Genomic DNA, 18,949 nt, shown 5'->3' with positions numbered 1-18,949 from the left:
TGCCAGATAAACTCTCCCCGAAGGGCCGCTCTGTGTCACGCCGACGGGTGGATCAGGTGTCGCGACGGTAGATAAAGCACCGCCCGGGCACAGCACCCTCGGGCAGGGGTTGTTCAACCAGCGTGTCGAAATACATCCGGTCCGACGACACCATCAGCCCGCCCACCGCCAGCAGGGGCGCAATCAGCGGCGACACTTTTTGCGCAAAGATATCGTTCTTTTGTGCATTATGTCCGCCAAGGTCGGCATGGATCAGGCCGGCCGTCGGCCCGAACCGCGCCAGCGCCTGCGGCAGCGTGTCGAACACATCGCCCAGAAGGACCATGTCGTCCGGGGGCGTGCTGTCTGGGTGGGACGCGATGGCCCGTTCAAAGACGTAGATCTCGCGTTCGGGCATGATATGGCGCATGTGGTGATAGGTCCGGCCGTTGCCGAGGCCCAGTTCGAACACCGGTCCCGGCAGGGACGCCGTCAATGCGGCGGCGTGATCGAGACAGGCGCGCTGGGACACCATACGGTCAACAAAAAGGTCAAGGCGGCTTTGGGTCATTGATCATTCCTTTGGCTTTGACCTCTAGATGGTGCAGAAAAAGCGAAATGTGTAGCACGAAACCTTCAGGAAGCCGTGTATGGACGTATGGGGTGGAATCGGGTTGACTGCGGTTTGCGCCCTGATGTGAGACAAAGGACCAAGAATGGCCCCGCTGCTTGACGTACAAGACCTGTCTATCGGGTTCGGCACCGCGCCGCCCGTCGTCGCGGGGGTCAGCTTTTCCGTCGATGCGGGCGAGACGTTGGCGCTGGTCGGGGAAAGCGGGTCGGGCAAGACACTGACGTGCCGGTCTATTTTGCGGATCCTGCCCGGCACCGCACAGCTGCGCCGCGGTACGATCCAGTTTGGCACCGGCACATCGCGCACCGACCTTCTGAAACTGAGCAAGCGGGACATCCGCGACGTGCGCGGCGACCGGATTTCGATGATCTTTCAGGAACCGATGCGGTCGCTGTCGCCGCTGCACCGGATCGGCAATCAGGTGGCCGAGGTGCTGACCCTGCACCGCGACATGACCGCGTCCGAGGCGAAAAAGGACGTTCTGGCAACGTTCGAGCGCGTGGGCTTTGCCGACCCGGAGCGCGCGTTCCGCGCCTATCCGTTCGAGATGTCGGGCGGCATGCGCCAGCGGGCGATGATCGCCATGGCGATGGTGGCCAAGCCCGATCTGCTGATCGCGGACGAGCCCACAACCGCGCTTGATGTGACGACGCAGGCGCAGGTGCTGGGCCTGATGAAGGATCTGCAACGCGACACCGGCATGGGCATGATCCTTGTGACCCACGATCTGGGCGTGGTGGCGAACATGGCCGACAGCGTCGTGGTGATGAACAAGGGCCATGTCATGGAGAGCGGTCCGGCCCCGGCGGTTCTGGGCGCGCCGGGCCACGGCTACACCAAGAAGCTCTTTGCCGCCGCCCCGATGATCCCGGAGGTCGCGACACCCGCCGCACCTGTGGTCGAGGATGACCTGATCCTCGAGCTGAACAACGTCTCCAAGACCTATACGGTCCGTGCAGGCGGCTGGCGCGCCACCAAGCAGGTGCATGCCTGCCGCGACGTGTCGCTGAAGCTGCCGCGCAGCAAGACGCTGGCCGTTGTCGGCGAAAGCGGGTCGGGCAAGACCACCTGCGCCCGCATCGCACTGGGGGCCGAGGTGCCGGATGCCGGATCCGAAGTGCTGTTCCGCGCAGAAGCGGGGGCCGCGCCCGTGCGCATCGACGAATTGTCGCGCGCCCAGAAGGTCGCCTTTCAGAAACAGGCGCAAATGGTGTTCCAGGACCCCTATTCATCGCTGAGCCCGCGGATGCGGGTGCAGGAGGCGCTGACCGAACCGATGGAGATCCACCGCATCGGCGACCGCACCGCCCGGCGCGACAAGGCCGCCGAGATGCTGCGCTGGGTGGGCCTGAACCCGGACATGCTCAAGCGCTATCCGCACGCCTTTTCCGGCGGCCAGCGGCAGCGTCTGTCGATTGCGCGCGCGCTGACGCTCGATCCGGTGCTGCTGGTGTGTGACGAACCGACCTCGGCGCTGGATGTGTCGGTGCAGGAGCAGATCCTGATCCTGCTGGAACGCATCCAGGAGGGGATGGGCCTGTCCTATCTGTTCATCAGCCACGATCTGGCGGTCGTGGCCCGCATTGCCGACGAGGTCGCGGTGATGCGTCAGGGCATGGTCGTCGAACAGGCCCCCCCCGAGACGCTGTTCTACAACCCGCGCCACCCCTATACCAAGGCGCTGATCGCCGCGCAGCCCGAGCCGGATGTCAAACGGCCCATTGACCTGGCCCAGGTCGCGCGCGGGGCGGGATCGCCCGCCAGCTGGCCCGAGATGTTCCGCTTTGACGGGCTGGCGGCCCCCGACCTCATCCAGATTGAACCCGGACACAAGGTGCGCTGCCATGTTTGACAGACCGACCCGATTGCTGACCTCTCTGATCACTGCTGCCGTTCTGGCCGCCCCAGCATGGGCACAGCCCGTCGTGAACGAAAGCGGGTTCTGGGCGGCCGAGGTGGCCAAGGGCCAGATGGACCCGGCCGTGGACCGCATCCCCGACACGCCGCTGATTGTCGATCTGGAGGCCAAGGGCCGCACCTTTGGCAAGCAGGGCGGCACGCTGCGCACCATGGTCACGCGGTCCAAGGACGTGCGGCAGATGGTTGTCTATGGATATGCCCGGCTGGTGGGATACGATTCCGATTACCAGTTGGCGGCGGACATCCTGCGCGATTACGAGGTCGAGGACGGGCGCAAGTTCACCCTGCACCTGCGGCCCGGCCACCGGTGGTCGGACGGCGTGCCCTTTACCTCGGCGGATTTCCAGTACTGGTGGGATCACGTCGCCCAGAACGCCGAACTGAGCCCCAACGGCCCGCCCGAGATCATGCGCGTCGCGAGCGAAGTGGGCACGATGACCTTTCCCGATCCCTACACCGTGGTGGTCGAATTCCCGCAGCAGAACCCGATGTTCCTGCAATCGCTGGCACAGGCCAGCCCGCCGTTCATCTACCGCCCGTCCCATTACCTCAAACAGTTCCACGTGGATTTCAACACGATGGAAGAGATGGAGGAAATGATCGACCGCAAGCGTGTCCGGGGCTGGGCGCCGCTGCACAACAAGCTCGACAACATGTACAAGTTCGACAATCACGAACTGCCCACGTTGCAGCCATGGATGCCCGCCAGCACCGGTGGCCAGTCGCGCCAGCTTTTCGTGCGCAACCCCTATTTCCACCGCGTCGACGCGCGGGGCACGCACCTGCCCTATATCGACGTGGTCGAGATGGATATCGTGGGGTCTGGCCTTGTCGCCGCGAAATCCAATGCGGGCGAGGCGGATTTGCAGGCGCGGGGCCTCGATTTCCGCGACGTGTCCATCCTCAAGAAGGGCGAGGCCGATGGCGCGCCCTACCGCACCTATCTATGGGCCAACGGCGCGGCGAGCCAGATTGCGATCTATCCCAACCTCAACTTTGCCGACCCGGTCTGGCGCGACATCATCCGCGACGCGCGGTTCCGCCGCGCGCTGTCGATGGGCATTGATCGGCGCATGATCAACCGCGCGCTCTATTTCGGGCTGGGCAAGGAAGGCGGGATGACCGCACTGGCCAAGAGCCCGTTTTTCGATTCCGGCAACCTGACCAAGTGGTCACTTTATGATCCGGACACCGCCAACCTGATGTTGGACGAAATGGGCCTGACCACGCGGAACAAGGCCGGCTACCGGCTGTTGCCCGATGGGCGGCCCATGGAATTCGTGATCGAGACGGCGGGCGAGCGGCAGGAGGTCGAGAACGCGCTGGCGATCATCACCGACACCTGGCGGGATCTGGGCATCAAGCTGATCATGCGCCCGCTTGACCGGGACATCCTGCGCAACCGGGTGTTTTCCGGGGTGACCATGGCCGCCGTGTGGTTCGGCTGGGACAATGGCATTCCGCAGGCCTATACCCCCCCTGCCTATCTTGCGCCGACCGATCAGGTGTTTTTCGCCTGGCCGAAATGGGGCCAGTATTACCAGACCAACGGGCAGGCGGGTGAACCCGTGGACATGCCCGCCGCCCAGCGCCTGATGGAACTGGCCGCCATGTGGGCGGCACAGCCCGACACCAACACCCGGTCCAACGTGTGGCGCGAGATGCTGGCGATCCACGCCGATCAGCAATACGGCATCGGCATCCTGTCCGAAGCACCCCAGCCCGTGGTCGTATCGGACCGGCTGCGCAATGTGCCCGAGTTTGGCAAATGGGCCTGGGATCCCGGCGCGCATTTCGGCGTACACCGGATCGATGAATTCTACTTTGCCGACGAAGAACTGGCGCAGGTGAGCGAATGATGTTTCTGCGCTATGCGGCCTATCGTCTGCTGACGATGGTGCTGACACTGATCGTGGTGTCGATGCTGATCTTTATCATCATCAACCTGCCCCCCGGCGATTACCTGTCCAACCAGATCGCCGAGTTGCGCGCCACCGGTCAGGCCGAGGGCGTGGCCAAGGCCGAGTTCTTGCGGCAGGAATATGCGCTGGACCGGCCGTTGTGGCAGCAATACCTGATCTGGGTCGGCGTGATCCCCGGCCCGCAGGGATTTTCCGGCCTTTTGCAGGGCGATTTCGGCTGGTCCTTTGAATTCGACGCGCCAGTGGCCGAGATCGTGGGCGATGCGCTGTGGCTGACAGTGCTGGTCAACCTTGCGGCGGTTCTGTTTGTTTATCTGGTGGCGTTGCCGCTGGGGGTGCTGGCCGCGGCGCGGTCGGCCACATGGGTGGATTATACCACCGCCTTCATCGGCTATCTCGGCCTTGCCACGCCGAACTTTCTGCTGGCGCTGATGCTGTTTTACTATGGGCACAAATACCTTGGCCTGCCCATCGGCGGCCTGATGGCCCCGGAATACGAAGGCGAGCCGATGTCGCTGGGCAAGGTGCAGTCGATCCTTGTGCACCTGATCGTGCCGACCTTTGTGATCGGGACATCGGGTGCGGCGGGCATGATGCAGCGGTTGCGCGCCAATATGCTGGACGAGCTGAGCAAACCCTATGTGGAGACGGCGATGGCCAAGGGGCTGGCGCCCTCGCGGCTGTTGACGAAATACCCGCTGCGCATGGCGTTCAACCCCTTTGTCGCAGATATCGGCAACCTGCTGCCTGCGATGGTGTCGGGGTCGGTTCTGGTGTCGGTGGTTCTGGGCCTTCAGACGATCGGGCCCGCGCTGCTGACGGCGCTGAAGTCACAGGACCAGTTCCTCGCCGCCTTCGTGCTGATGTTCGTGGCGTTGCTGACGCTGATCGGGACGATGATTTCGGACCTCTTGCTGGTGCTGCTTGATCCGCGCATCCGCTATGGCGCACGGGAAGGATAAGACATGAGCACCCTGCCCGACGGTCGCTATATCGACGACGCCCCCTATGATCCGAACGTGGATCTGTCGGCCATCGACCGGTCCGACATGGACGCGCCCAACTGGCTGTTGGTCTGGCGCAAGTTCCGGCGGCACCGGTTGGGATTGTTGTCGGGGATCTTCCTGTTTCTGGCTTACATGGCGATCCCCTTCGCCGGGTTCTTTTCGCCCTATACGCCCAATGAACGCAGCGCGGACTACCTCTATCACCCGCCGCAGGCGATCCGTTTCTGGCACGAGGGCGACTATATCGGCCCCTTTGTCTATCCGACCGAGGCGGTGGCGGATCTGGAGAATTACCGCTGGACCTATATCACGGACGAGACGCGGCCCATGCCGCTCCAGTTCTTTTGCAAGCGGACGGAGTACAACCTGTTCGGTGTGATCCCGACCGAACGACACCTGTTCTGTGCGCCCGAGGGGGCGACGATCTTTATCTTTGGCTCTGACCGGCTGGGGCGGGACGTGTTTTCGCGGATTTCCTACGGGGCGCAGCTGTCGCTGACCGTGGGTCTGATCGGGATCACCGTGTCGTTCATCCTGGGCATCGGGTTCGGGGCCATCGCGGGTTATTTCGGCGGCTGGGTCGACTGGGTCGTGAACCGCGCGATCGAGATCCTGCGGTCCTTGCCCGAGCTGCCATTGTGGCTGGCCCTCTCCGCGGCGGTGCCGTCGAATTGGGGGCCGGTGTCGGTGTTCTTTATCATCAGTATCATCCTAGGGCTCTTGGATTGGCCCGGCCTCGCCCGTGCGGTCCGAAGTAAGTTCCTCTCGTTGAGAGAGGAGGAATATGTGCGCGCGGCAGAGATGATGGGGGCCAAACCGGGGCGGGTGATCCGGCGGCACCTGCTGCCCAACTTCATGTCGCACCTGATTGCATCGGCCACCCTTTCGATCCCGGCGATGATCCTTGGGGAAACCGCGCTCAGCTTCCTTGGTCTTGGCCTGCGCGCGCCTGCGGTGTCATGGGGCGTGATGCTGAACGATGCGCAGAACCTGGCAAGCATCGAGATCTATCCGTGGACGGCGATCCCGATGCTACCAATCATCATCGTGGTGCTGGCGTTCAACTTCCTCGGCGACGGGCTGCGCGACAGCCTTGACCCCTACAAGGGCTGATGCAGATCGCAGGCATCAAGGCGCGCGCCGTGATGGCGCCGCTGGCCCAACCGATCAGCACGGCGCAGGCGGTGATCCCGGCGGCCCCCTTGGTGCTGGTAGACGTCACGACCGACGCGGGCGTGACCGGTACGGGGTATATCTTTGCCTACACGCCGCTGATGCTGGCACCGCTGGTGACGTCTCTGGAAGGGTTGGGCGAGACGCTGAAAGGGGCATCCGCCCTGCCGCTGGATATTGCGCGCCAGACAGAGGCGCAGTTTCGCCTGCTGGGCCGTCAAGGTGTCGTAGGCATGGCACTGGCGGGGGTCGATCTGGCGCTGTGGGACGCGCAGGGCAAGGCGTTGGGTCAGCCCGTGTGCGCGCTCTTGGGGGCCAGCCCGTGCGCCCTGCCCTGTTATGACAGCCAAGGCGTGTTTGTGCCGGGCCGTGACGAGCATCTGATTGCGGCATCGCTGGACCGGGGTTTCGAGGCGATCAAGGTCAAGCTGGGCTTTCCATCGGTACAAGAGGATGTCGCCGCCCTGCGCGTGGTGCGCGACATGATGGGGCCGGACCGCGATCTGATGCTGGACTATAATCAGGCCTTTGACGCACCGGAAGCGATCCGCCGGATCCGCGCCATCGAGGATGCGGGCCTTGACCTGCTGTGGGTCGAGGAGCCCGTGGCGGCGGAGGATTTCGCCGCCTACCAGAGCGTGCGGGCGGCGGTGTCCACACCGCTGCAATCGGGGGAAAACTGGTGGCACCCGGCGGATGCAGCCCGTGCGCTGGCCGCCGGCACAACCGATTACGCGATGCCGGACCTGATCAAGATCGGTGGCATAACGGGCTGGGTGCAGGCGGCGGCCATGGCCGAGGCCGCAGCCGTGCCCGTCTCGAGCCATCTGTTCATCGAAGCATCCGCCCACGCGCTGGCCGCCACGCGCGGCGCGCAATACCTGGAGTGGCTGGACGTTGCGGGCGGGTTGATGACAGAGCCGATGGCACTGGACCAGGGCCGCGTCACTGCGCGCGGTCCGGGCCTTGGCATTGTCTGGGACGACGCCAAGGTGGCGGCGCACAGCGCCGCCTGACGCGGTTACTTGCGGCGCGGGGGTTGGGTGCCGCCCTGGCCTGCGGCGCGGCGGGCCTTGTTCTTTTTCGAATTGAATTTTGCCGTCTTGGGCGCGCCGCCAGTTGCGGGCTTGCCCTTTTGCGCGGTCTTGTGACGGGGTTTCTTGGGCGTTGTCACGCTGCCGTCCTTGACCGCCTTTTCAAGGGTTGTCGGGGCCTTGGTGTGGCGCGGTTTGCCGGTGGGCTTGGCCCCCGGTTTCGGCTTGCGCGGTTTGGGCGTCGAGGTGTCATTCCAGTCGATGGGGGCCGCGTCATTGCGCGGCCTTGGCTTGGGCGCAGGAGCGGCATCGCTGTCCCAGACCCGGCGCGGAGAGGGTTTGGGGCCATCTGAAAACCCGCGCTTGGCTTTGGGTTCATAGGGTTTCTTCGGGCTGTCATAGTCCCGCTTGGCACGCGGTTTGGGCGCGTCGTCATAGTCGCGCCTGGGCTTGCCTTCGAACCGTGGTTTGGGTTGTGAGGCGGCGTCGGGCACTTGGTCCAGCTTGGTAACCTTGGCCCCGCCTTCGACCTGCATGGATGCGCCAAGTGCGGCGACAAAGCCTGCGACGGCCTCTGATTTCAGTTCCACATAGGACATGTCGTTCTGGATGCGGATCGCGCCGATGTCGTCCTTGGTGATGTCGCCCGCGTTGCAGATGATGGGCAGAAGGCGGCGCACTTCGACGCCCTGATCGCGGCCACCGGTGACGGAGAACCACGTGCTGGGCCCAAAGGGCGCGCGCGCCTTGGGGGCCTTTTCATTCACGGCAGAGAGGTGTTCGGGGGCCGAGTGGCGGTGGCCGTGGATGCGCAGAAGGGCGGCGGCCAGTTGTTCGGTGCTGAACTGCCCGGCCAGCTTGGCAACCATGTCGGCCTCGCCTTCGGTGATGGGATCGGTCCACACCGGGTCCTGGAGCAGGCGCGCCTCGTCCTGTGCACGCACCGCCTCGGCCGAGGGGGCGTCGACCCAGTCGGCGTCCAGCTTGGCGGATTTCAGGATGCGCATGGCCTTGGACCGGACCTTGGCCGTGACGATCAGCGCGCTGGTGCCCTTGCGGCCCGCGCGGCCTGTACGGCCCGAACGGTGCAGCAGGGTTTCGTGGTTCGACGGCAGTTCGGCATGCACCACCAGATCGAGGTTGGGCAGGTCGATGCCCCGCGCGGCCACATCCGTCGCCACGCAGACCCGCGCGCGCCCGTCGCGCATCGCTTGCAGCGCGTTGGTGCGTTCGGATTGCGTCAACTCGCCCGACAACGCAACCACGGGAAAGCCCCGGTTCGACAGCCGCGTGGTGACACGGTTGACCATCGCGCGGGTGTTGCAGAACACGATGGCATTGGGCGCCTCGTGATAGCGCAGGATGTTGATGATCGCGTTTTCGGCGTCGTGATTGGCCACCATCATCGCCTGATAGGTGATGTCGGCGTGCTGCTTTTCGCCGGTCGTGGTGGCAACGCGCACCGCGTCCTTTTGATAGGTTTTGGCCAGCTTCGCGATTTGCGCAGGCACGGTGGCTGAGAACATCAGCGTGCGGCGGGTGTCGGGGCATTCGCCGAGGATAAACTCTAGGTCCTCGCGAAAGCCGAGATCGAGCATCTCGTCCGCCTCGTCCAGAACCACGCCGCGAATGGCCGTGAGGTCGATGGATCCGCGCATGATGTGATCGCGCAGGCGGCCCGGCGTGGCCACCACGATATGCGCGCCACGGGCCAGCGCGCGGCGTTCGTCGCGCATGTCCATGCCGCCCACGCAAGAGGCCATGACCACGCCCGTCTCGCCATAAAGCCAGCCCAGCTCGCGCTTGACCTGCATCGCCAGTTCCCGCGTCGGCGCAATGACCAGCGCCTGCGGGGCGTCGGCCAGCTCGAACAGCTCTTCTTCTCCCAGCAGCGTAGGCCCGAGGGCCAGACCAAAACCCACCGTCTTGCCCGACCCGGTCTGGGCCGAGACCAGCAGGTCGGACCCGATCAGATCGGGGTCGGTCACAGCCGTTTGCACGGGGGTCAGGTCGGTATAGCCACGGGCGGTCAGCGCGGATTGAAGCGGTGCGATCAAGGGAACGGTCCTGTCAGACGGGGCAGCAGCCCCAAAGGTTGCGCGCCTATGCCCTTTCTGCGCCCATGTCGAGGGGGATCAGCGGTCGTCGCCGAAATCGGCGGCATCTTCCAGCAATTCTTCCTCGATCGAGGCTTGCGCGGCGGCAGTGATGGCCTTGCGGTCCTCGTCCGTCAATTCGTCGGATTTTTGCCCATCGGCCAGACGCACCGTCACCTCGCGGTGGGCAAACTTGATCCCCTCGCGTTCAAACAGCGCGCGGATTTCCTCGTAGACCTTCTTGCGGACCAGCCATTGGTCGCCCGGTTTGGTCATGAATTTGACCCGGATGATCATGGCGCTGTCCTGCATTTCGATCACGCCTTGCGATTTCAGCGGCTGGATGAAATTGTCGCCGATCACCGGATCGTCGAGCAGGGCGACGCCGAGGTTCTTTATCAGTTTGCGCACCTTTTCCACATCCGTGTCATAGGTCACGCGCAGGGGCAGTTTCATGATCACCCAGTCGCGGGAATAGTTGGTCAGCACCTGAATCTCGCCAAAGGGGATGGTGTGCAGCGCGCCGAGGTGGTGGCGCAGTTGGAACGACCGCACGCTGATGTTCTCGACCGTGCCCTTGACCCCGCCCACGTCGATATATTCGCCCTTGCGGAACGCATCGTCGAAGAGGAAGAACGCACCGGAAAAGATGTCCCGCACAAGGCTTTGGCTGCCGAACCCGACGGCGACACCGACGATGCCCGCACCGGCAAAGAGCGGGCCTACGTTGATGCCCAGCTCCATCAGGACGATCAGCAGGATGGTCAGCACGATCACCAGCAGGACAAAGTTGCGGAAGAGTGGCAGCAGCGTGGCCAGACGCGACGCCGAGGACCCGCCGCCCTCGTCGCCCAGTTCCGCCTCGACCAGATCGCCCTGTTCTTCGCGGATCTTGTTATCGATCCAGATGCGGAAGGCATTGTAGGCGATATAGCCGATGAACAGGATGACGATCACATCCAGCAGCCTGTCGGCCCAGGTTTCGCCCATCATGTTGGTGCCCGGTTGCCAGATCGCCACAAAGGCGTAGGTGCCGGCCACAAAGGCAAGAATACCGGCGATGCGTTGTGCCAGCCCTTCGAAGGTCATGATGCGCGGGCCGGTTTGCAGGTCGGTCTGGGCCGTTTGGACGCCGGGCATCTGACCTGTGGCTTCGTTGCGTTCGCGCAGCATCCGGGCGCGTTCGAAACTGCGTTCGATCAGGTAGTTGATGACACCGTAGACCACGATGATCACCGTCAGGATCGCCCAGGCCGCCGCCAAGAGCGGCACGCCCAGCGCCTCGTCCAGGACAAGGTGGTAGGTCTGATCGCTCCAGGCAAAGAGGAAATAGACCACCGCCAGCGGGGCCCAGATCCGCGACAGCGTGCGCAGGACCCATGTGGCGTCACGGGCGCGTTTGCCGTTCAGGATGGCCAGCGTGATCGCGGGCCCGTTCGCCCAAACCATCGCAATATTCAGCAGCATCACCGCAAAGCTGAGCAGGGAAAACAGGAAGACGTAGACTTCGAAATTGAGGCCCAGTTCCTGGATCCAGACGCCAAAGAGGATCGCAAAGAAACCCATGGCCGCAACGCCTGTCAGCCACAGGTGCAACCGCCGTGCATCGTGGTCAGAGAACATCGGGATGCGGTATTGGCTCAGATAGGGCGACAGGATCATCCGCCACACACCCGAGGTGACCCGCACCATGAAGTAGCCCGCGTTGATCAGCGACACGGTGAATTGCAGTGCGGGGTCCTCGAGCGGGCCAAAGATCAGGAACCCCAGCACATAGGCCACAGCCATCGACGTGAGGATGCCCACCACGCCCATGAAAAAGCGGAACACCAGAAAGGGCATCTTTTCGCCATAGCCCCGGGGGCTGTCCATGATCCGCGCCACGACAAAGCGTTTGGCCATGCGTTTGCCGTAGATCTGGCTTTCGAACACCATGCCCGCGCCGAACAGCAGCAGGCTGTAGATCAGCACTTTGACATAGGCGAATATCGTGCCGTCCGGGCTGGTGGCGCGCAGGATATAGATCACCTCGTTGAAGGCCACGGGCAGGTTGAGGAACCGGTTCACCAGTGCCGTTCGAAAGGCAAGCGCGTCGTCCTGAATGGCCATCAGGGTCGATGCGCCACCCGGGTCGGTGGCGGGGGTCGAGGCCGCGCTGTCGCCCACCTGGCTCAGGACGCGCCCGTCGCTGTCGATCACGACGACGCTCACCCCGTTTTCGGCCGCGGTGCGCATGATGTCGGCGATGTCGGTATCCGCCGCCTCCTGTGCCGGAGCCTGCGGAAGCAAGGTGGTCAGACCCTGCGCCTGCGCCAGCGCGGGTATCACCGCAAAAAGGCAGACGACCATCAAGCGCTTGATCCACTGTTCCATCATCTGTCGGTCACCGCCCCTGTGTTGACGTGCGCCCGAACGCTACGCCAGCGGCTGGACGATGACAATCGCGCCGGGCTCCATTGTGATGCGCCGTGCGCATGCGGTACGCAGACGTGTTTTGCATTGTGCGGCGTTCCATGGCATATCGCCCGCGCTGTGGCGCAGATGCCGCAAGATCCCGTCCGCTGGGGTCAAAGCAATCTGCACCGCTTTGGCGTTGACGCGTGATGTGGTTATGGTCCGGTGCGTGGACGGGTTTTTGGGCAAAAGACCGGTGCACCTCCGGAAAGAAACGGGAATAGACGAAGACAATGGGCCACGCCGCAACCGGGACTCCGGATCAGACAGAACCGCGCGCGCGGCGCGTCGTGCTCTACAGTCACGACACGTTCGGGCTGGGCCATTTGCGGCGCAGCCGGGCGCTGGCCTCGGCGCTGACCCAATCGGGCACCGTCAGTTCCGCGATCATCCTGACCGGCAGCCCCGTTGCGGGGCGGTTCACCTTTCCCCATGCTGTCGATCACGTGCGGCTGCCGGGGGTCAAGAAACTGGCCGATGGCAGCTATGTCAGCCAGACCTCGGGCATGGACATCGAGGCGACGACGGCGCTGCGCGCCGGTTTGATTGCGTCGACCGTGGCGCAATATGATCCCGACCTGCTGATCGTCGACAAGGAACCGACCGGGTTCCGGGGCGAATTGCTGCCCACGCTCGAACATCTGAGCCGGACGGGCCGCACGCGTATCGTGCTGGGCCTGCGCGACGTTCTGGACGAGGCCGAAGTGCTGGCCACCGAATGGGCGCGCAAGGGGGCGATCGAGGCCACCGAGGATTTCTATGACGAGCTGTGGGTGTACGGGGTGCGGTCGGTCTATGACCCGACGCAGGGCCTGCCGCTGTCGGACGCGGTGCGCAACCGCACGGTCTGGACGGGCTATTTGCGGCGCGCCATTATCGACCCGGCGGATGTGCCGGAGACGCCCTATATCCTCGTCACACCCGGTGGCGGCGGCGATGGCGAGGCGATGGTCGATCTGGTGTTGCAGGCCTATGAACAGGATCCCGACCTGAGCCCGCATGCGGTGCTGGTCTATGGCCCCTTTTTGTCCGGTGACACCCGCGACGGGTTCGAGGCCCGCGTGGCGGCCCTGAACGGTCGCGTCACGGCCACAGGGTTCGACAGCCGGATCGAGGCGCTCTTTGCCGGGGCGCAGGGCGTCATCTGCATGGGCGGATACAACACCTTCTGCGAGCTTTTGTCCTTTGACCAGCGCGCGGTGATCGTGCCCCGGACCAAGCCGCGGCTGGAACAGTGGATCCGCGCCAACCGCGCCGAAGAGCTGGGCCTTGTGCGCAATCTGGATCAGTTCCGCGACGGGCTGACGCCCGCCTCGATGGTCGCGGCCATTCGCGCCCTGCCCCACCAAAACCGCCCCTCGGACGCAGGTGCCGACGGGTTGCTGGACGGGCTCGACGTGGTGAATGCGCGCGCCGCGGCCCTGATGGACGACACGCTGAGCGACGCCGCCGAATGACCCGCAGCCCAGCCCCCGCCCCCCGCCTTGCCATTCTGGTCAAGGGATGGCCCCGCCTGTCCGAGACGTTCATCGCGCAGGAACTGGTGGCGCTGGAACGCGCGGGCATCGATTTCGCGATCTGGTCGCTGCGCCATCCGACTGATGCCAAGACCCACCCGCTGCATGACCAGCTGAACGCTGAGGTTCTGTACCTTCCGGAATACCTGCATCAGGAACCGCTGCGGGTGCTGCGCGGGATCGGTGCGGCGCTGTTGCGGCCCGGGTTCTGGCCTGCGGCGGCGCAATTCGTGCGGGATTTCAAACGCGACCGCAACCGCAACCGGGTGCGCCGTTTTGGGCAGGCCTGCGTCATGGCGCGCGAGCTGCCCCCGGAGACCGAAGCACTTTATGCCCATTTCCTGCACACGCCGTCCTCGGTCGCACGCTATGCGGCGATGCTGCGCGGGGTGCCGTGGTCGTTCTCGGCCCATGCCAAGGATATCTGGACCTCTCCCGATTGGGAACTGAAGGAAAAGCTCAGCCCCGACACCGCAGGGGCTGCCTTTGGTGCCACGTGTACGGCGTTCGGGGCCGATCACCTCAATGCGCTGTCCGGCGGGACCGTTGTGGACCTGATCTATCACGGGCTCGACCTGACCCGGTTTCCCGAACCGCCCGCCCGCGCGATGCGCGCGCCCACGGATCCGTTCCGCATGGTGTCGGTGGGCCGGTTGGTCGAGAAGAAGGGATTTGACCGGCTGATCGACGCGCTGGCGCTGTTGCCGGCCCATGTCGACTGGCACTGGACCCATATTGGCGGCGGTGCCCTTGGCAACACGATGCGCGCGCGGGCCGAAGCGCGTGGGATCCACGACCGGATCACCTGGCGCGGGGCCTGCGACCAGCCCGAGGTGATCGCGGCGATGCGTGCCTCTGACCTCTTTGTCCTGCCCAGCCGCATCGCCGAGGACGGCGACCGCGACGGGCTGCCCAATGTGCTGATGGAGGCGGCGAGCCAGCTCTTGCCCATTCTGTCAACGCCCGTGTCGGCCATCCCGGAGTTCATCGACACCGGCGTGCACGGCGTGTTGAGCGCGGATGACCCCGCCACGCTGGCGCAGAACATGCAGGACCTCGCCGAGCATCCCGATAAGGGGGCCGCCATGGCCGACGCGGCCCTTGCGCGGCTGCGGGCAGAGTTCCAGATGCAGCCCGGCATCGATCAGCTGGCCCAACGCCTGAACGATGTGATGCAGGCGCCGCGGGCCGAATGACGGTTGCCTTCTATGCCCCCCTCAAGCCGCCGACGCATCCCGTGCCGTCGGGCGACAGGACCATGGCGCGCGCGCTGATCGCCGCGCTGGAGGCCACGGGGCGGACGGTCGACGTAGCCTCTGACCTCCGGCTGTATGACGGGACCGGGGATGGGGCGCGACAGGATGCACTGTTTGACGCCGCGTCCCGTGCCGTGGATAGCATCGTCGCACAACCGCAGGCGCGCGCATGGCAGGTTTGGGTCACCTACCACAACTACTACAAGGCGCCCGACCTGATCGGTCCGGCGGTCAGCCGCGCCCTTGGCATTCCCTACGTGCAGCTGGAAAGCACGCGGGCGCGCAAGCGTCTGACCGGGCCATGGGCGCGGTTCGCCGCCGCCGCCGAGGCCGCGAGCGACGCGGCTGCGGTGATATTTTTCCTCACCCACCGCGATGCAGAGACCCTGCGCCGCGACGCGCCGGACGCTCAAAGGCTGGAGCACCTGCCGCCGTTCCTCGTGCGCGCGGACCTGCCCGACGCCAGCACGCTGGACGGTCCGATCCTGACCGTGGCGATGATGCGCGACGGCGACAAGCTGGCCTCCTATCGGCTGGTGGCGGAGACGCTGGCGCTGCTGCCCGAGGGGGTTGAGTGGCGTCTGGACATTGCCGGTGATGGTGCCGCACGGGCGCAGGTGGCGGCCCTGATGGCCCCCTTTGGCGCGCGGGTGCGGATGCTGGGGGCCTGCGACGCGGGCGCGCTCCGGCACCAGTATGGGCGGGCGGCCGTGTTGTTCTGGCCCGGTGTGAACGAGGCCTTCGGCCTGACATACCTTGAGGCGCAGGCCGCCGGTGTGCCCGTGGTGGCCCAAGACCGTCCCGGCGTGCGCGACGTGGTGGCGGGCCTGCAATCGCCCGTGGACGATGGCCCCGCCGCGATGGCCGCGCATCTCGAACGGCTCTTGCGCGACAGGGCGGCGCGCGCGCAGGCGGGCGCAGAGGCCCGCGCGCAGGTCGGGGCCGCCCATCTGCTGGGCCACGCCGCCGCACGGCTGAACACGGTGCTGGAGACGCTGACATGACCCGCCTTGCCCTGCTGCGCCATGGTCACACCGCATGGAACCGGGCGGGCCGCATTCAGGGGCGCACGGACATCCCGCTGGATGACGCCGCGCGCGCGCATCTGGCCGCCTTGCGCCTGCCCGATGACTGGGCCGCCGCAGACATTGTCGCCAGTCCCCTGCGCCGCGCGATGGACACCGCAGCACTGGTTTCAAGCCGCGCGCCGCGGGCGGAACCTGCGTTGATGGAGATGGACTGGGGCGCATGGGAAGGGTGCCAAGGCGCCGTGCTGCGCGCCGATCCGGAGGCCGGTTTTCGGGACATCGAGGACTGGGGCTGGCAGTTTTCCCCGCCCGAGGGCGAGCGCCCCGCCGACCTGCGCGACCGGTTGCTGCCGTGGCTGGGCGGCTTGCAAGGCGACACTGTCGCCGTGTGCCATATCGGCGTGATGCGGGTGCTGATGGCGATGGCCACAGGATGGGATTTTGACGGCCCTGCCCCGTTCCGGATCAAGCGGGACCGGCTGTTCGTGCTGCACGTGGATGGGTCGGCACTGCGCGCCGAGGACACGCCCGTTCGTTTGGTGGAGCGTGCGCCATGCGGGTGATGATCGTCGTCACACACCTTTTGGGCACCGGCCATCTGGCCCGCGCGCTGACGCTGGGCCGTGCCTTGGCGGCGGCGGGTCGGGACGTCACCGTGGTCAGTGGCGGCGGCCCGGTGCCGCATTTCGACACCTCAGGCCTGCGCCTTGTGCAGCTGCCGCCGCTGCGGTCGGACGGGGTGGATTTCACCCGGTTGCTGGACGCGGATGGCGCGGTGGCCACCGATGCGCTGCACGCCCAGCGACAGGCTCTGCTGTCGGACTCGCTGGCCGCGGTCGCGCCGCAGGTCCTGATCACCGAACTCTTTCCTTTTGGGCGCCGTATCCTGCGCGCGGAGTTCGGCGCGCTTTTGGCGCAGGCAAGGGGCATGCAGCCGCGCCCGCTGGTTCTGAGTTCGATCCGCGACATCCTCGCGCCGCCCAGCAAACCGGCCAAGGCCGCCTTTGCCGACGACATGGTCGCGCAATTCTATGACGGCGTTCTGGTCCATTCGGACCCCGACCTGATCCCGCTGGACCGGAGTTGGCCGGTGTCTCAGATGCTGGCCGAACGCCTGCACTACACCGGGTTCGTGGCCCCGGCCCCGCCCGACGCGGACGTGCCGCAGCATGGTGAGGTGCTGGTCAGTGCCGGGGGCGGGGCCGTGGGCGATGCGCTGTTTGATCTGGTGCTGGGAGCCGCCCGCCGCGACCCGGATCGCACGTGGCGCTGCCTGGTGGGTGGCGGGCCGGAGCGGCTGGCTCAGATCGCCGCGCGCGCGCCTGCCAACCTGTCCGTGGACCCGCCCCGGCCCGATTTTCGCACCCTGTTGCAGGGGGCTGCCGCATCCGTGTCGATGTGCGGGTACAACACGGCGATGGACGTTCTGCAAACCGGTGTGCCCGCGCTTTTCGTGCCCTTTGACGAGGGTGGCGAGGTCGAACAGGGCATTCGCGCCGATGCGCTGGCCGCCCAGCCCGGCATCGCCAGCGCGCGGTTGGAAACGCTGACCCCGGACGGTGTGCTGGCCGCGCTGGACCGCGTGATAGCTGCGCCCGAGCGGCCCCGACGGACCCATGGCATGTCAGGGGCCGAGGCCACGGTGGGGATCATCGACACACTGTACGAAAGGCACGCCCATGGCACATGACTGGACGCCCCTGCGCAACGCTCTGGCCGCGTGCCGCCGCGACGGCGTGGCCGTGCCGTTCTGGTGGCGGGACGACGACGCCATTGCCGCCACGCCCGCGTTGACGCGGCTGGGGGAATTGTCGGCGGACTGCGCCCTGCCCGTGCATCTGGCGGTGATCCCGGCCCATGCCGACCAGACGGTCGTGGACGGTGCTGCGCGCTTCGGAATGATCCCGGTGGTCCACGGCTGGGCCCATGCGGATCACAGCGGTGGCGTGGGCAAGAAGAACGAGTTTCAGACGCCCCGCACGGCAGCGGTGGACGAAGCGGCGCAGGGGCTGGCGCGGATGCGCATGCTCTTTGGTGACGCGCTTTGCCCGATATTTGTGCCGCCCTGGAACCGCATTGCCGAAACGGTGACGAAAACGCTGGGCGAACAAGGATTTACGGCGCTGTCTACCTTCGGCCCACGGCCCGCGTCAGAGGCCGCCAAGGGCGTCGCACAGATCAACACCCATATCGATCCGATCTGGTGGAAAGGTACCCGCGACCTCGTGGATCCCGCGCAATTGATTGCACAGGCCGCCGCCCATCTGGACGCGCGCCGCCGCGGCCAGGAGGATGCAGACGAGCCGCTCGGCTACCTCACGCACCACCTTGTTCACACCGACGCGATCTGGGGTTTCAGTCGGGAATTCATACACGAAATGATGTCAGGCGGGGCCACCCCCTGGACACTGGAGACACGCACATGAGCAGACTTGAATCGATGCGCCGCCGCCTGACAGCACAGATCGACGGTATCAACTGGGCGGCTGATCTGATCGCTCCGCTGGCGGGCGACGTGCTGGAGATGGGGCTGGGCAACGGGCGCACCTATGACCACCTGCGCCAAGAGATCCCCGACCGCCGGATCTGGGTCATCGACCGGGTGCTGAAACCGCATCCCAGCTGCATCCCGCCCGAGGAAGATTTCCTGAAAGGCGAGGCGTCGGACATGCTGCGCAAGCTGGCGGACGATGGCCGTCGCATGGCGCTTGCGCATTACGACTTTGGTTACGGGGTCAAGGAAAAGGACGTGGCCGAGGGTGCAGAGCTGAGCCCGCTCATCACCGCGGTGATGGCACCGGGGGGGCTGGTCCTGTCGCAACAGCCGCTGATTGGCCTTGAGCAGATCAAGGGACCCGACACAGTGGACCCGGAACGGTATCTTTTCTATCGCAACGTGTAGTCCCGTATGGGTTTCATCACGTTTCTC

15 protein-coding genes are annotated in these 18,949 nt (G+C 65.5%); 12 read left to right on the top strand and 3 right to left on the bottom strand.

Going from position 1 to position 18,949, the window contains the following annotated elements; translation table 11 throughout:
• Window positions 1-52: 52 nt before the first annotated feature.
• Entirely contained in the window at window positions 53-550 is a 498-nt protein-coding gene (locus tag Q0949_RS02200) for a class I SAM-dependent methyltransferase (protein WP_299367930.1), read from the bottom strand.
• A 145-nt stretch (window positions 551-695) separates the two neighbouring features.
• Between Q0949_RS02200 and Q0949_RS02195 the strand changes: the two genes are divergently transcribed.
• Genes Q0949_RS02195 through Q0949_RS02175 form a run of 5 tightly spaced genes read left to right on the top strand, consistent with a single transcriptional unit; the run spans window position 696 to window position 7,651 of the window.
• A complete protein-coding gene (locus Q0949_RS02195) occupies window positions 696-2,465 on the top strand; it encodes an ABC transporter ATP-binding protein (protein ID WP_299367927.1) in 1,770 nt (589 codons plus the stop codon).
• Complete coding sequence (locus Q0949_RS02190; RefSeq protein WP_299367924.1) at window positions 2,458-4,392, top strand: ABC transporter substrate-binding protein; 1,935 nt, start codon at window positions 2,458-2,460, stop codon at window positions 4,390-4,392. The genes Q0949_RS02195 and Q0949_RS02190 overlap by 8 nt, the downstream gene beginning before the upstream one ends.
• Window positions 4,389-5,417 (top strand): ABC transporter permease, encoded by a 1,029-nt coding sequence (locus tag Q0949_RS02185; RefSeq protein WP_299367921.1) that lies wholly within the window; start codon window positions 4,389-4,391, stop codon window positions 5,415-5,417. The genes Q0949_RS02190 and Q0949_RS02185 overlap by 4 nt, the downstream gene beginning before the upstream one ends.
• Window positions 5,418-5,420: 3 nt before the next feature.
• The gene (locus Q0949_RS02180; protein WP_299367918.1) at window positions 5,421-6,575 is read left to right on the top strand and encodes an ABC transporter permease; all 1,155 of its coding nucleotides are present in this window, start codon (window positions 5,421-5,423) and stop codon (window positions 6,573-6,575) included.
• Complete coding sequence (locus tag Q0949_RS02175; protein WP_299367915.1) at window positions 6,575-7,651, top strand: enolase C-terminal domain-like protein; 1,077 nt, start codon at window positions 6,575-6,577, stop codon at window positions 7,649-7,651. Before Q0949_RS02180 ends, Q0949_RS02175 begins: the two co-directional genes overlap by 1 nt.
• A gap of 5 nt (window positions 7,652-7,656) precedes the next feature.
• Here the strand turns inward: Q0949_RS02175 and Q0949_RS02170 are convergent, their stop codons facing one another.
• A complete protein-coding gene (locus Q0949_RS02170) occupies window positions 7,657-9,726 on the bottom strand; it encodes a DEAD/DEAH box helicase (protein ID WP_299367913.1) in 2,070 nt (689 codons plus the stop codon).
• A gap of 78 nt (window positions 9,727-9,804) precedes the next feature.
• Window positions 9,805-12,141 (bottom strand): mechanosensitive ion channel domain-containing protein, encoded by a 2,337-nt coding sequence (locus Q0949_RS02165; RefSeq protein ID WP_299367910.1) that lies wholly within the window; start codon window positions 12,139-12,141, stop codon window positions 9,805-9,807.
• Between the two features lie 311 nt (window positions 12,142-12,452).
• On the opposite strand from Q0949_RS02165, the gene Q0949_RS02160 reads away from it, so the two are divergent.
• Genes Q0949_RS02160 through Q0949_RS02130 form a run of 7 tightly spaced genes read left to right on the top strand, consistent with a single transcriptional unit; the run spans window position 12,453 to window position 18,922 of the window.
• Window positions 12,453-13,676: a glycosyltransferase gene (locus tag Q0949_RS02160; protein ID WP_299367907.1), complete on the top strand. Its 1,224-nt coding sequence runs from the start codon at window positions 12,453-12,455 to the stop codon at window positions 13,674-13,676.
• Window positions 13,673-14,932 carry a glycosyltransferase family 4 protein gene (locus tag Q0949_RS02155; RefSeq protein ID WP_299367905.1) on the top strand — a complete coding sequence of 420 codons (1,260 nt, stop codon included), beginning with the start codon at window positions 13,673-13,675 and terminating at the stop codon, window positions 14,930-14,932. The genes Q0949_RS02160 and Q0949_RS02155 overlap by 4 nt, the downstream gene beginning before the upstream one ends.
• Entirely contained in the window at window positions 14,929-15,996 is a 1,068-nt protein-coding gene (locus Q0949_RS02150) for a glycosyltransferase family 4 protein (RefSeq protein WP_299367902.1), read from the top strand. Before Q0949_RS02155 ends, Q0949_RS02150 begins: the two co-directional genes overlap by 4 nt.
• On the top strand, window positions 15,993-16,583 hold the full coding sequence (locus tag Q0949_RS02145) for a histidine phosphatase family protein (protein WP_299367899.1): 591 nt from the start codon (window positions 15,993-15,995) through the stop codon (window positions 16,581-16,583). The genes Q0949_RS02150 and Q0949_RS02145 overlap by 4 nt, the downstream gene beginning before the upstream one ends.
• Window positions 16,574-17,710: a glycosyltransferase gene (locus tag Q0949_RS02140; protein ID WP_299367896.1), complete on the top strand. Its 1,137-nt coding sequence runs from the start codon at window positions 16,574-16,576 to the stop codon at window positions 17,708-17,710. Before Q0949_RS02145 ends, Q0949_RS02140 begins: the two co-directional genes overlap by 10 nt.
• Window positions 17,700-18,446, top strand: a complete 747-nt coding sequence (locus tag Q0949_RS02135; protein WP_299367893.1) for a polysaccharide deacetylase family protein — start codon at window positions 17,700-17,702, stop codon at window positions 18,444-18,446. Before Q0949_RS02140 ends, Q0949_RS02135 begins: the two co-directional genes overlap by 11 nt.
• A complete protein-coding gene (locus tag Q0949_RS02130; RefSeq protein WP_299367890.1) occupies window positions 18,443-18,922 on the top strand; it encodes a class I SAM-dependent methyltransferase in 480 nt (159 codons plus the stop codon). The genes Q0949_RS02135 and Q0949_RS02130 overlap by 4 nt, the downstream gene beginning before the upstream one ends.
• Window positions 18,923-18,949 lie beyond the last annotated feature (27 nt).

Source organism: uncultured Tateyamaria sp., from assembly GCF_947487805.1.
Lineage (GTDB): Bacteria > Pseudomonadota > Alphaproteobacteria > Rhodobacterales > Rhodobacteraceae > Tateyamaria.
This window is presented reverse-complemented; position numbering and strand designations above follow the sequence as displayed.